Source organism: Mucilaginibacter sp. UYCu711, from assembly GCF_050433825.1.
In the GTDB taxonomy this organism is placed as follows: Bacteria; Bacteroidota; Bacteroidia; order Sphingobacteriales; family Sphingobacteriaceae; genus Mucilaginibacter.
In genome coordinates this window covers 1-13,734 of record NZ_JBNPWM010000021.1, presented here as the reverse complement: position 1 = coordinate 13,734, position 13,734 = coordinate 1, and the positions used below count along the sequence as shown (strand labels likewise).

The 13,734-nt window shown below is 42.3% G+C and carries 14 protein-coding genes and 1 tRNA gene; 9 read left to right on the top strand and 6 right to left on the bottom strand.

All coding sequences use genetic code 11. The features are described from left to right. Nucleotides 1-215: 215 nt before the first annotated feature. The 6 genes from atpC to ABIB50_RS26490 all read right to left on the bottom strand — a co-directional run bounded on the left by atpC (nucleotide 216) and on the right by ABIB50_RS26490 (nucleotide 4,923). A complete protein-coding gene (gene atpC / locus ABIB50_RS26515; protein WP_429385068.1) occupies nucleotides 216-464 on the bottom strand; it encodes an ATP synthase F1 subunit epsilon in 249 nt (82 codons plus the stop codon). 77 nt (nucleotides 465-541) lie between these two features. Further along, on the bottom strand, nucleotides 542-2,047 hold the full coding sequence (gene atpD / locus ABIB50_RS26510) for a F0F1 ATP synthase subunit beta (RefSeq protein WP_429385066.1): 1,506 nt from the start codon (nucleotides 2,045-2,047) through the stop codon (nucleotides 542-544). Between the two features lie 237 nt (nucleotides 2,048-2,284). Continuing rightward, a complete protein-coding gene (locus ABIB50_RS26505; protein WP_429385064.1) occupies nucleotides 2,285-3,268 on the bottom strand; it encodes an NAD(P)H-quinone oxidoreductase in 984 nt (327 codons plus the stop codon). Between the two features lie 50 nt (nucleotides 3,269-3,318). Beyond that, nucleotides 3,319-4,077 (bottom strand): oxygenase MpaB family protein, encoded by a 759-nt coding sequence (locus ABIB50_RS26500; RefSeq protein ID WP_429385061.1) that lies wholly within the window; start codon nucleotides 4,075-4,077, stop codon nucleotides 3,319-3,321. After that, nucleotides 4,074-4,559: a hypothetical protein gene (locus ABIB50_RS26495; protein ID WP_429385058.1), complete on the bottom strand. Its 486-nt coding sequence runs from the start codon at nucleotides 4,557-4,559 to the stop codon at nucleotides 4,074-4,076. The genes ABIB50_RS26500 and ABIB50_RS26495 overlap by 4 nt, the downstream gene beginning before the upstream one ends. After that, nucleotides 4,537-4,923, bottom strand: a complete 387-nt coding sequence (locus ABIB50_RS26490) for a DUF2809 domain-containing protein (protein WP_429385056.1) — start codon at nucleotides 4,921-4,923, stop codon at nucleotides 4,537-4,539. Before ABIB50_RS26490 ends, ABIB50_RS26495 begins: the two co-directional genes overlap by 23 nt. A gap of 124 nt (nucleotides 4,924-5,047) precedes the next feature. Between ABIB50_RS26490 and ABIB50_RS26485 the strand changes: the two genes are divergently transcribed. From ABIB50_RS26485 to ABIB50_RS26445, 9 genes are all read left to right on the top strand, one after another. Further along, nucleotides 5,048-5,509 (top strand): redoxin domain-containing protein, encoded by a 462-nt coding sequence (locus tag ABIB50_RS26485; RefSeq protein WP_429385053.1) that lies wholly within the window; start codon nucleotides 5,048-5,050, stop codon nucleotides 5,507-5,509. 82 nt (nucleotides 5,510-5,591) lie between these two features. Next, nucleotides 5,592-5,665 (top strand) — tRNA-Arg (locus tag ABIB50_RS26480). 58 nt (nucleotides 5,666-5,723) lie between these two features. Next, the gene (locus ABIB50_RS26475) at nucleotides 5,724-6,296 is read left to right on the top strand and encodes an adenylate kinase (RefSeq protein WP_429385051.1); all 573 of its coding nucleotides are present in this window, start codon (nucleotides 5,724-5,726) and stop codon (nucleotides 6,294-6,296) included. 106 nt (nucleotides 6,297-6,402) lie between these two features. Continuing rightward, the gene (obgE, locus tag ABIB50_RS26470; protein WP_429385048.1) at nucleotides 6,403-7,401 is read left to right on the top strand and encodes a GTPase ObgE; all 999 of its coding nucleotides are present in this window, start codon (nucleotides 6,403-6,405) and stop codon (nucleotides 7,399-7,401) included. 801 nt (nucleotides 7,402-8,202) lie between these two features. Continuing rightward, nucleotides 8,203-9,357, top strand: a complete 1,155-nt coding sequence (locus ABIB50_RS26465; RefSeq protein WP_429385046.1) for an MraY family glycosyltransferase — start codon at nucleotides 8,203-8,205, stop codon at nucleotides 9,355-9,357. A gap of 100 nt (nucleotides 9,358-9,457) precedes the next feature. After that, a complete protein-coding gene (gap, locus tag ABIB50_RS26460) occupies nucleotides 9,458-10,456 on the top strand; it encodes a type I glyceraldehyde-3-phosphate dehydrogenase (protein ID WP_429385043.1) in 999 nt (332 codons plus the stop codon). Beyond that, entirely contained in the window at nucleotides 10,449-10,883 is a 435-nt protein-coding gene (locus tag ABIB50_RS26455) for a GNAT family N-acetyltransferase (RefSeq protein WP_429385041.1), read from the top strand. Before gap ends, ABIB50_RS26455 begins: the two co-directional genes overlap by 8 nt. A 157-nt stretch (nucleotides 10,884-11,040) precedes the next feature. Beyond that, a complete protein-coding gene (locus ABIB50_RS26450; protein ID WP_429385039.1) occupies nucleotides 11,041-12,231 on the top strand; it encodes a phosphoglycerate kinase in 1,191 nt (396 codons plus the stop codon). Between the two features lie 565 nt (nucleotides 12,232-12,796). Further along, nucleotides 12,797-13,609, top strand: coding sequence for a hypothetical protein (locus ABIB50_RS26445; RefSeq protein WP_429385038.1), 813 nt, complete (start codon nucleotides 12,797-12,799; stop codon nucleotides 13,607-13,609). Nucleotides 13,610-13,734: the final 125 nt, after the last annotated feature.

Genomic DNA, 13,734 nt, shown 5'->3' with positions numbered 1-13,734 from the left:
CAGCCAAATGGTGTGTAAACGACACAATGCCTGTTTTACTCGGTGAACGCCGTATAAGTGTCGGTGAAATGGGATGGAAAATTAGAGTGGGATGATAGAAAAAACGACAGATTGAACGTAGAGCCAATGCTTGCGTCTCTACACCGGACGGAAATATCCTAAAACAAAAGAGCCCGGATAAAATCCAGGCTCTTTTTAAAAGTATCTTAAAAAAATTAGCGTTGCTCTATGCCTTCGGCTAAAACAGTTACTACATTGTTTAATGCTTCAACCACGCCACCTTTAATAATAAAAGTTTCTTCTTTACCACCGGCGCGCACCACTAATTTACCATCCTGCAAAGTAGAGATAATAGGGGCGTGATGGTTTAATATCTCGAAAGAGCCCAAAGTGCCCGGAAGGGTTACCGAGGTAGCCTCGCCTTCAAACACTTTTTTATCGGGAGTAAGAATTTCTAATGTCATTTGTTAAGTTGTATGTTGTAAGTTGTAGGTTATAGGTTATAAATCTTTCAACTTACAACCTATAACTTGCAACAAACTTAAGCGTTTGCTTCTTCTAATAATTTTTTACCTTTTTCGATAGCGTCTTCTATGCTGCCAACTAAGTTAAATGCTGCTTCAGGATATTGATCTACTTCGCCATCCATGATCATGTTAAAGCCTTTAATAGTATCTTTAATATCAACCAACACACCTTGTAAACCGGTAAACTGCTCTGCAACAAAGAATGGCTGAGACAAGAAACGCTGAACACGACGTGCACGGGATACAACTAATTTATCTTCTTCAGATAGCTCGTCCATACCTAAGATGGCGATGATATCCTGTAACTCTTTATAACGTTGTAAAGTTTCTTTAACGCGTTGAGCAGTGTTGTAATGCTCATCACCTAAGATAGACGGGCTAAGGATACGTGAAGTTGAATCCAAAGGATCCACCGCAGGGTAGATACCAAGCTCGGCAATTTTACGTGACAATACAGTTGTAGCATCTAAGTGGGCAAATGTTGTTGCCGGTGCAGGGTCAGTTAAATCATCCGCAGGTACGTATACCGCTTGTACTGATGTAATTGAACCACGTTTGGTTGAAGTAATACGCTCCTGCATGGTACCCATCTCTGTTGCCAAAGTTGGCTGGTAACCTACTGCCGAAGGCATACGGCCTAATAACGCTGATACTTCTGATCCGGCTTGTGTAAAGCGGAAGATGTTATCAACGAAGAATAATATATCACGGCCCTTGCCGTCTGCATCACCATCACGGAAATACTCTGCCATGGTTAAACCAGATAGTGCCACACGCGCACGTGCACCAGGAGGCTCGTTCATTTGTCCGAAAACGAAGGTTGCTTTTGATTCTTTTAAAGCTTCGTTGTCGATCTTAGTCAGATCCCAACCACCTTCTTCCATTGAATGCATAAATGCATCACCATATTTTATAATGCCCGATTCTAACATCTCACGCAAAAGGTCATTACCTTCACGTGTACGCTCACCCACACCGGCAAAAACTGATAAACCATCATATGCTTTCGCGATGTTGTTGATCAGCTCCTGGATCAATACGGTTTTACCTACACCGGCACCACCAAACAATCCAATTTTACCACCCTTTACATAAGGCTCTAATAAGTCAATAACTTTAATACCGGTAAATAATATTTCAGACTCGGTCGAAAGATCTTCGAAACGTGGAGGGGCAGCGTGTATTGGGCGGCCATTGGTTTTGTCTAAGTTAGGGATACCATCAATAGCATCACCAACCACGTTAAATACACGTCCTTTAATGGCTTCACCAACCGGCATCTTAATTGCCGATTCTAAGTCTAAAACGGGCATACCACGTAATAAACCATCTGTTGAATCCATGGCAACCGCACGTACGCGGTCTTCGCCTAAGTGTTGTTGAACCTCTAAAACAACCTTTTGGCCGTTTTCTTTAGTGATCTCTAACGCGCTGTAAATTTTAGGAAGATGTGCATTCTCTGCAAAACTAACGTCGACTACCGGACCGATGATCCGTGATATTTTTCCAATGTTGGGCATATATAACCGGGTATTTTTTAAAATATACTTTGTTAAAATAGTTTGAAACCTTTTCGCGCTATTTCAGGGCGCAAAGTTAAGGTTTATAATACAATATTAAAATACTTAAAGTAAGATTTTTTCAGGCTTTTTTTTAATGAAAGAGATGTAAACTATTACTTACAGCAGGATGTTTTATAAAAACCGATTTATTAAATATAAATAGTTAATATTTAATGAGTTGTACAAATAAGTTTATCACTCAAAATTTAAAACTATTTTACCAATATGGTTGCTGCTTTCCATCAGCGCGTGTGCATCTGCAGCTTTAGCGGCCGTAAATACGGCATTAACAACCGGTTTTATTTGCCCCGACGCAATTAACGGCCAGATATTTTTTTGCAGCGCTGCCGCTATGGCACTCTTAAAAGCAACATCCCTTGCCCTTAATGCTGAACCGGTTATGGTAAGCCGCTTGCGCAGGATCAATGACAGATCAATCTGCGTATCTTTACCTTCCATCATGTTGATCAACACCAGGCGGCCATCATCTGCTAATACCCGCAAGTTGCGCGGTGTATAGTCGCCGCCCACCATGTCTAAAATAACATCAACGCCCTTGTTTTTAGTGAGTTCTTTTAAAACCGCCACAAAATCTTCGGTTTTGTAGTTGATGGCCTTGTCTGCGCCAAGGTGCTCGCAAAATTTGCATTTCTTAGCCGATCCGGCGGTGACGTAAACTGTGCTGCCCAAAGCCTTTGCCATTTGTATAGCCGTCACGCCAATCCCACTTGAGCCGCCGTGGATTAGTAAACTTTCGCCGGGTTGCAGCCGGGCACGGTCAAACACATTGCTCCAAACCGTAAAAAAGGTTTCGGGTAACGATGCTGCTTCAACAAAAGTTAGGTTACCTGGGATAGGCAGGCATTGTCCCTCGGGTATATTACAATATTCGGCATAACCGCCGCCAACAACCAGGGCGCAAACTTTATCGCCAACCTTAAAGCGGGTAACTTTGGCGCCAACGTCAGTGATCACTCCGGCTATTTCCAATCCCGGGATATCCTGCGGCGCATCTGCGGGTGGGGGATAGTGCCCTTTGCGCTGTGCAACATCAGGGCGGTTAACGCCCGCTGCGGCAACTTTTACCAGTACTTCATCCGCAGTAAATTGTGGTATCGGCCTCTCGGCTAGTTGCAATACTTCGGGTGCGCCGGGGTGGGTTATTACTACTGCTTTCATAAGGCCTAATATAACAGTATATTAACTTTAAATGTTGCGGTAATGTTTTGCTATCGAATATCCATCCCCATTCTCTGCACCTTATATTCTGCCGGCAACAAAGCATTCCTAAACGGCGACTCTATTCTTAGCTGCCTTAAAAAACGGTAGCATTTAAGCATGGGTTTTATCAAGCCGGGTTTACCCAGAACAAGTTGTTTGCTTACTAAAGCAGGTGTTAATAGTAATTGTACTTTGATCAACAACTCATATCGTAACCAACCCAGATGTTTCCGGTATTGCTTGTAAAGGTCAACAGTACATGGGCTTTGCGCCAGGTTATCCTGCAGATGCTCTTCGCGCATTTGTTTCCATCGGATGTAGTTGGCTGGCAGGCCAGTTAACCCCATCCGCAAACCCACACGGTTGAAAACATTAAAAACCTCAACTTTTTCGGCATGGGTTAGTTCGCGGTCCAATAACTCGAACGATCGGATAGAGTAGTCTATCAGCATAAATAAAACATCGCGATAGGCCCAATCGGGTATCTGTGCCCCGCGGGCATTTTCAACACCTTTATGTATTGCTGTAATTTTGTCGATGGCATGCAGTGCTGCGTGCTCCTCTGCAAATATGATCTGCCGGGCGTAAGTTACGGTTGAAAACAACCTGCCCAACGGATCAGCAGGCAACTTTCCTGTGAAATACAGCCAATCGACAGCTTTATTTAAGGCAAACTCGGCTGCCGAACCGGCGAAGATAAACAGCGTAGTATCTGCGCTGCTCCATATCTTGCGTACTACCGAATCTTCTTTTACAAAATACTTCATACTAAACCCCCTAACTTTTTAATATTATTATAACAGGGTAATAATAGGGCGATGGTAATTATCCCAAATGAGCAATCAATCATGGTCCAGAAAAATGGGATGCCCCTGATGCCTCCGGCGATAAATGCCAGCGGGAATATGGCTACACTTGCTATCAGCCCAAACTCAATTACCCAGATGTTTTTTACCGGGTTATTAAGCGGGCCTATAAATAATACTGCAAGCATTAGGTGGGCAAACGCCAGCCAATCGGTACCATAACCTAAAAACGGGTAAGTAATATTGGTAGTACAAACGGCCTGGTAAACTTTGTTAAGCCAGGCAGCCATTGCCGGGCTTTGAATTGGTGGATGATTAATTAATATAGCCACTTCAGTTTCGATAGGGAAAGCCGTAACACCGCTCAGGAATAAACCGACGATAACCACCCAGATATATAAACGGATGCGCCGTTGCAGTTTATGTTGTAACTGGTAGTTCATTACTTAATAGTTTTTCGGCGGCGATTATAAAAAGAACACCCAGCGTATAGGTCAACAGATCTATAAATGAAAACGAGGTGCCCATTAATAAGCAGGCCACTTTTGAGTTTTGCCAGCCCAACAGGTTAACCAAATGAAAGTATTGCGATACTTCAACCAGGTAAGCAAATATCAGCACGCCAAGCGCGGTTTTTATAGCAGGGGTATTAATAAATGTTTTAACAAAGCAGTAGATCAATATCACTACTAAAAAATCGCCGCCATAGGGCCTGATAAAGGCATCATGTAAATACCGGCCTATTAATAGCTCAATGAAAAATAGCCAGGCCGTTAACATAAAATAAGTTGTACTGAATCTAATCATAAAAGTACTTTGTGTTGCAAAGTAAATAATAATAATTTGAAATTGCAAGCCATCGCCAATAATTACTTAAGGATTATGCTTTGTATCGGTTATTATTATTTCTTTGCAGAAAAAAAATCACAACATGGTATTAACTATAGGCCAGCCGGCACCCCAGTTCACTTTATTTTCGTCAGACAAAAAGGAGGTTTCATTAGCCGATTTTAAAGGGCGAAAAGTGGTCATCCATTTCTTCCCTTTAGCGTTTACAGGTGTTTGCACCGCACAGCTTTGCACCATGCGCGACAGTTTTGGCTATTATGATGGCTTAGGTGCTACAATATTAGGGATATCTGTCGATTCGCTTTTTACGCTGGGAAAGTTTAAAGAAGAGAATAATTACCAGTTCGACCTGCTGTCGGATTTTAATAAAGAAGTATCAGCTGCTTATGGCGCTTTATATGCAGAATTTGCCTTCGGGATGAAGGGTGTTGCAAAAAGGGCCGCCTTTGTGATAGATGAAGAACAGAACATTATCTATGCCGAGGTGTTAGAAAATGCCGGCGATTTGCCTGATTTTGCGGCAATTGCAGATAAAGTAAAGTAATTTTCAAATATTTTATCAGGTTTTAAAAAGAAATCCTATTTTTGCAGTCCGTTAAAAAAGCGGATATTCAAAACAGAATAATGCATTTGTAGCTCAATTGGATAGAGCATCTCACTACGGATGAGAAGGTTTGGGGTTCGAATCCCTACAAGTGCACATAATAATTTAAGCCTTTCAGTACGATACCGGAAGGCTTTTAATTTGAAAAACGCAGATGCTCAACTTAGTGTTATTTGGCCCGCCGGGAGCTGGGAAAGGTACTCAATCACAAAAACTTATTGAAAAATACGGTCTGATACACCTGTCAACAGGTGATTTGCTCCGCGGCGAAATTTCACAGGGAACCGAGCTTGGTTTAGAAGCAAAAAAACTAATGGACGAGGGTTTATTAGTACCGGATGCGGTAGTAATAGGTATGATAAGTAATAAACTTGACGCTAATAAAAATGCGAAAGGTTTTATTTTCGACGGGTTCCCACGCACAGTAGCACAAGCCGAGGCGTTAGATGCTTTATTAAAAAGCAAGAAATCGGCTATATCAGGCATGATTGCTTTAGAGGTTAATGATATAGAGCTGGAGCACCGTTTATTATTAAGAGGCAAGGATTCCGGCCGCCCCGATGATGCAAATCCCGAGGTTATTCGTAAACGCGTAAAAGAATATAATGATAAAACCGCGCCTGTTGCCGGTTTCTATAAAGACCAACACAAATTTAAAAGCATAAACGGAATAGGTTCAATAGATGAGATTTTTGCCTCTATTGACAGCGTTATTGCTTCTTATTAGTTTAAACAGTCCGAAAGACCGGAAATCGGCGAGCCCGAAAGATAAGGTTGAATATATACTTTCGGACTTACTGACTTCCCGACCTTCGGGCTAAATACCATTCTCTATGTCAGGTTCCAATTTTGTTGATTACGTAAAAATTTGCTGTCGCTCTGGTAAGGGTGGTGCGGGTTCGGCGCATTTACATCGTGACATACGTACGGCCACGGGCGGGCCCGATGGTGGAGATGGTGGCCGCGGCGGGCATATTATTGTAAAAGGTAATGCGCAGTTGTGGACCTTGTTGCACTTAAAATTCCGTAAACACGTAATTGCCGGCGACGGCGACCCGGGCAGCAGTTCATTAAGTAGCGGTAAAACCGGCCGCGATGAGATCCTCGAAGTCCCGTTAGGAACGATAATGCGTGATGCAGAAACAGGCGAGATCTTATTCGAAATAAACACCGATGGCGAAACTAAAATATTAACCAAAGGCGGCCGTGGTGGCCTGGGTAATGCTAATTTTAAAACAGCAACCCGCCAAACGCCACGTTTTGCACAACCCGGCGAAGAAGGCCAGGAAGTATGGAACATATTAGAGCTTAAAATTTTAGCTGATGTTGGGTTGGTAGGATTCCCCAATGCGGGTAAATCAACTTTGCTATCGGTGGTATCTGCAGCTAAGCCAGAGATTGCCGATTATGCATTTACAACCCTTGTGCCTAATTTAGGTATTGTGGCGTATCGTAATAACAGGTCGTTTGTTATGGCGGATATCCCGGGTATCATAGAAGGCGCATCAAAGGGTAAAGGTTTGGGTATCCGTTTCCTGAAGCATATTGAGCGTAATGCCGTGCTGCTGTTTATGGTGCCGGCTGATACTACGAGAACTATACAGGAAGAATACGATATTTTACTAAAGGAACTGAACGAATACAACCCCGAATTAATGCACAAACCCCGTGTATTAGCTGTTACAAAATCAGATATGCTGGATGATGAGCTGGTGGCCGAAATGAAGCAGCAGGTACCAACAGATATACCATCGGTATTTATATCATCAGTCGCTCAGAAAAATATTGATGTTTTGAAAGATCTGCTCTGGAAAGAGATCAACAGCCAATAATAAATTGGCCGATAATGCGGTCGCGTATTTTTATGGCAGGGTTTACCTGATAAATAGAATAGGGCTGCAGATTTTTTGTAGCGACAGAACCGGTAGCAAGCACTGCTTAAGAGCCTATAACAAGCCCCTAGTTAAACTTTCACCAGCTCGCCTATGCACGCGCCATTTTATATGGTTACCGGCCTGTAATTAAATCAAACGATGTCTTTTTATAATTATGCTACCGGTAAAGACTGGGGCTCATTTTGAGCTACATAATGAACAAGGTATGCGGTTGGCTACAGGATATATAATTAAAATTTTTAACTCTGACGACTTTTTTGCTTATAAGGAAATTTTAACCGATATTTCATTATATTCGTAAATTAAAATAAGGACGTTCTTTTAAGCCACTTACAACTATCTCAATTTAAACGGAGATATTATACGTAGTGGCGTACAGGCACGGTGTGGGTACTACCACACCAATTTTTTTATTGTAACAGGTTATTAAGGGTGGGAAACGTATGATTGCAATATGGAACAGCCACCGATTATGAGTTAATCGTTGGTTTTATACATCTAAATAAAGCAACCACTTATATTAAAATAAAACCACGGATAATATGTTTACAGGTGATGAATGCAATAAATTATTTAAATCGGATTAAAGCCTTGGGCAATGATTATAAGGTTATGAGAAAGAATAGAATAAAATTTGCGTTATTATGTATTTTTTTTTAAACCTATAAGTAATATTCAATATATTTGAAACATGCTAAGTCGCTGTTAATAAGTTTGTAAGAATAAAAATAATACCCCATGTTAATTAATTTGGTTGTTGATATATATAATGCTTTAATGCTTAATTATTTGCCCGAATTTTTGGACCATTATCAATTTATTTACTATATAAGTATTGTTGCTTTTGCTGCTTTAATTTCAGTAATTGCCATTCCCTCAATTTTACATATTGCCCGTGCCCGCCATTTATATGATGATATTGGTCATTTCGGCAAACAGCATGACCACGGCATACCACGTTTAGGCGGCGTTGCCATATTTGTAAGTTTTATAGTTACAACGCTAATTTTTAGTGTAGTAGACAGCTCATTCTCCATCGGATATTTGCTTACAGCCAGTATAATTCTATTCATAATGGGGCTAAAAGATGATCTGTCAGGCGTTAATTCAAGCACAAAATTTTTAGTACAATTTGTTGTTGCGTTAATATTGGTGGTTTTAGGCGATATACGCTTAACCAGTATGTATGGCGTGTTTGGTATATACGATCTTCCGTTTATAATCAGCTCGGCATTGTCAATATTGGTTATTATAATGGTAGTTAATGCTTTTAACCTAATTGACGGTATTGATGGCTTAGCTGGTATCACAGGTATTGTAGCTAACTGTGTTTTTGCTGCCGTATTTATTTATACTCATCAGTATGCACTTGCTGTAATCTCATTAACTTTAATAGGTGCTATCATCGGATTTCTGAAATTTAACATAACCCCTGCCAAAATATTTATGGGCGATACGGGTTCATTATTTATTGGTTTAATATCCGTAGTACTGGCAATTAAATTAATTGAGTTAAATAAATTCGAAACAGCCGGCATACCACAAATTATTTCGGCGCCTGCTTTAACGGTAGCTATATTGATAGGCCCTATTTTTGATACCACAAGGGTGTTTTTTATCCGTGTAATGAGTGGTATATCACCTTTTAGTGCCGATCGTAACCATATACATCACCGGATATTAAGGTTGGGCTATACTCATTTACAAACTACTATGATATTGGCTGCTCTTAATATCGTATCAATAGGCCTGGCACTGGTTTTTGCCGAAATTGGTAACTTTGCTTTAATAGCCATCATATTTATACTATCGATGTTGTTTAACTGGGGTATTACTTTCCTTATCCGCTCGCAAGACCGCGAAAGTGTTGCTTTGCGTAACCTGTTTATTTAAGTTAAAAACACTTCCTTTTTAATTTTAATGTCTGTTTATTTCTAAAATATAGGCTTAGTTGCCTGTTTTGTTACCTTTGCAGCCTACTTAGGTTAATATAATGAGGATAGCGATAAACGGATTTGGCAGGATAGGCCGCATATTTTTGCGCAGCATTTTAGCTAAGCCTGGTATCGACGTAATTGCCATAAATGATCTTACAGATACCCGCACACTTGCTCATTTATTTAAGTATGATTCTGTTCACCACGGCTTTGCAGGTACGGTTACTTTTGATGATGAACATCTTTACATCAACAATAAAAAAATAAAAATACTGGCACAGCGCGACCCCGGACATTTACCCTGGAAAGAATTAACTATCGACCTGGTAATTGAAGCCACAGGCAAATTTACCTCAAAACAAGGTGCCGAAAAACACTTAACAGCAGGAGCAAAGCAGGTTATTATATCAGCACCATCAACGGACAAAAGCGTGCCTACAGTTGTTTTAGGCGTTAATGATGGTGGGGTTGATCTTAGTTCGCCGGTACTGTCAAATGCATCGTGTACCACTAACAACGTTGCGGCAATGGTGAAGATCCTGGACGATAACTGGGGCATTATTGATGGCTATATAACCACTGTGCACTCTATGACCGGCGATCAAAGCCTGCATGATTCCCCGCATAAAGACCTGCGCCGTGCACGGGCTGCATCGGCATCCATCATTCCTACAACTACCGGTGCGGCTAAGGCCATCACTTCTATATTCCCGCATTTGGAAGGTAGGCTGGGTGGAGCGGGTATCCGTGTGCCGGTTTTGAATGGTTCATTAACCGATTTTACGTGTACCTTAAAAACGCAACCTTCCGTACAAGAGATAAATCTTGCCTTTAAAAAAGCGGCACAAAGTAGTATGAAAAACGTATTGGAATATACCGAGGACCCAATTGTATCACAAGATATTGTTGGTAATACCCATAGCTGTGTTTTTGATGCGCAATTAACCTCTATAGTAGGCGGGTTAGTTAAAGTAGTGGGCTGGTATGATAACGAAATGGGCTACTCAAGCCGCCTGGCCGATTTGGTCGAAAAAATAAACCTGTTAAATGATTAAATTTATCTCCGCTGAAGAGGCATTACCACTGCGCAACGGCGTATTGCGCGAAGGCAAGCTAACACCCAACGAAATGCGTTACCCTACCGATAATGCCGCTGGCAGCTTCCATTTAGGGTATTATATAAAAGGTGAACTGGTTAGCATAGTTTCCTTTCACCCGCAAAGCTATAAACAGTTTAAGGGCGATGGTTACCAGATGCGCGGCGTAGCCACTGTAGAAAAGTATCGTAGCCAGGGCGTAGGTACCCGCCTGCTTAACTTCGCCATAGTGCATTTGCTGGGGCAAAAAGCAAATTACATATGGTGCAACGGTCGTAAAAATGCGCTTAAGTTTTACCAGAATGCCGGTTTCGAGATCGTATCGCCCGAATTTGACCTGCCGCCGGCAGGTCCTCATAATGTTTTGTTATTAAAGATCCGGTAAGTATAGCAAGTTGTAAGTTAAATGTTAACCCAGGGTTACCTTTTAGCTTTCATCTTTCAGCTTTCACCTCAAAACAAACATCTTTTTCATTTTTGCGTTCGGAATTTAGAATTAAATGCTGATTTTGGCGGACTTTTAAATAGACCGCACTGCAACTATGAAAACTATAGATCAAATAAAATTTACAGGCAAGAAAGCCCTTATCCGCGTTGATTTTAACGTTCCGTTGGATGAGAATGGTAACGTTACTGATGATAATCGCTTAACTGCGGCTATCCCAACTATTAAAAAAATACTGACTGACGGCGGCGCCGTGATACTGATGTCGCACCTGGGCAGGCCAAAGGATGGCCCTAACGATAAAGATTCATTAAAGCACGTTATAGCGCCTTTGTCTGACCTGTTGGGCCAGCAAGTTGAGTTTGCTAACGATTGCATAGGCCAGGAAGCTATTGATAAAGCTAAAGCCCTGTCAGGCGGCGAAGTGTTACTGTTAGAGAACCTGCGTTTTTATAAAGAAGAAGAGAAGGGCGATGCCGCTTTCGCTAAGAAATTAGCCGCTTTGGGCGATGTTTATGTAAACGATGCCTTTGGCACCGCACACCGTGCACATGCCTCAACATCAATTATAGCCCAGTTTTTCCCTGACGCCAAGTACTTTGGCTATGTTATGGCTGCCGAGCTGGCCAATGCCGAAAAGATCCTGAACCATGCCGAGAAGCCTTTTACCGCCATTATGGGCGGCTCGAAGGTATCCGACAAGATCCAGCTGATAGAGAAACTATTGGATAAGGTTGATAACCTGATCATAGGTGGGGGTATGGCTTATACTTTTGCTAAGGCACAAGGTGGTACCATAGGTACCTCATTAGTTGAGCTGGACAAGCAGGAACTGGCCTTGAGCCTGATCCAAAAAGCTAAGGATAAAGGCGTAAAGCTTTATTTACCAGTGGATAACGTTATTGCCGACGACTTTAACAATAACGCCAACACCGGCATAGCCAAAACAGGCCAGATCCCTGATGGCTGGATGGGTCTGGATATCGGCCCGGATACTGCCAGGCTTTTCAGCGAGGTTATTGAGGAGTCGAAAACTATACTATGGAACGGCCCGATGGGAGTTTTTGAGATGGAGAAGTTTTTGGTAGGTACCAAAGCGGTTGCCGAAGCGGTAGTTAAAGCCACCCAAGGCGGCGCTTTCTCGCTGATAGGCGGCGGCGACTCGGCAGCGGCAGTGTCTAAATTTAACATGACCAAGCAGGTTAGCTATGTATCAACCGGCGGCGGCGCGCTGTTGGAGTATATGGAAGGCAAAGAGCTACCCGGCGTTAAAGCGATAAATGACTAAATCAACAACATAAATAATATCAAAATGGCTCCGGAAAACCGGGGCCATTTTTTTTGCAAAATTTGGTGACTTTTTTTGAAAGTTAATGACCCAATTTTTATGGCAAACTGCTGATATTCAAAACTATCCGTTTGTTGCCGGATATGCACCCGGAGTTGCCATTTGTATGGGGTTTGTATACCGTTTGTTTCCACATAACACCCACTTTTTCGCATACTTATTGCGAACTCATTGGTGCGTTAACAGTACCCACCCCCGGTTAAAAATTTTAATTTAAAATGTGGTGTCAAAGTAGCGCCACCATTTTATTTGGTGGGGTTGGCGTAATTTGTAATGGTTGCAGAGTGGAGTGTTATCACGTGACGGGGCGTATGCAAACTACCGGCATCCGCGGCGGCCAAGAGCGGTGGATCTACAAATTAAGCATACAGCCCATCCTATGCAACAACCCTCAAATATCACCACACATGCATCCACAGCATCCGGAAGAAAAAATCACACCACCACCCAACGTTTTTAAAAATTGATACGATGATGCAATAAAGAGCATTATAATTTAAAAACCATGAAAAATTCAGCACTTATTTTAACCGCCGCATTGTTGGCCGTTTTAGTTATCCAGGGTTGCGACAAAGTACCTTTGTCTGGCCCCGATAGCTCACCCGAAATTAAAACATCTAAAACTACCGTTTACCCTTTCGACGGGGGCGACACGCTGCTTTATACCGGCGCCGGCGCTGCCGATTCGCTTAAATGGACCGTCAGTCCGGAGGGTAATTCTTATATCAGGCAAAAAGGAAACGTTGCTGTCATCATATTTGGCAAGGTGGGCACTTACGTTGTTACCGCTAATAAAATAAACGGCGGCACCCCGGCCAGCATCACCATGAACGTAATATCAAGTGTTATCCCGTTCAAATCAGATGGCCGTACTACGCTTACTAACCTTGCAACCAGTACATCAGATACCGTACAATACGTGCCTATAACCGGCGATGTTAAATTGGGGCTGATTTACTACCGCAACCCCGCCGGCGATAGTGTTTTGGTGAATTTTAATGCCGCAACCGTTAACAGCTTTTGCTCAAGGGGCACTATGCAATTCAGTTCGGTGCTGGGCAACGACCGCAACTATAGCCTTGATCTGATAAATATACGCCAGCCCCTGGGCTGTGCCGGCGCAACTGCACCCGACAGGCAGGCAGGAGAGGACAGGGTTTTTGTAAACAAGCTCCTGGGCCTGGGCAGCCATTCGCTTAAAATAACCTATAGCGGGGTAACCTATAACGGCAGTATAGACGTAGCCGCACACACCATAACCATTAACTGGCCCTACACTACCGGCGTGCTTATTACCCCTAAAGTAGTAAACCAATAGCAACTTGTAAGCACAACAAAGGCGCCCGCCATGAAGTGCCCCCGAAAAGTTAGACGAATTTAAATTAATTATTAATATGATGAGCTCGGTATTTTAACGGGCTCATTCCTTTTAGATTTAGTTTG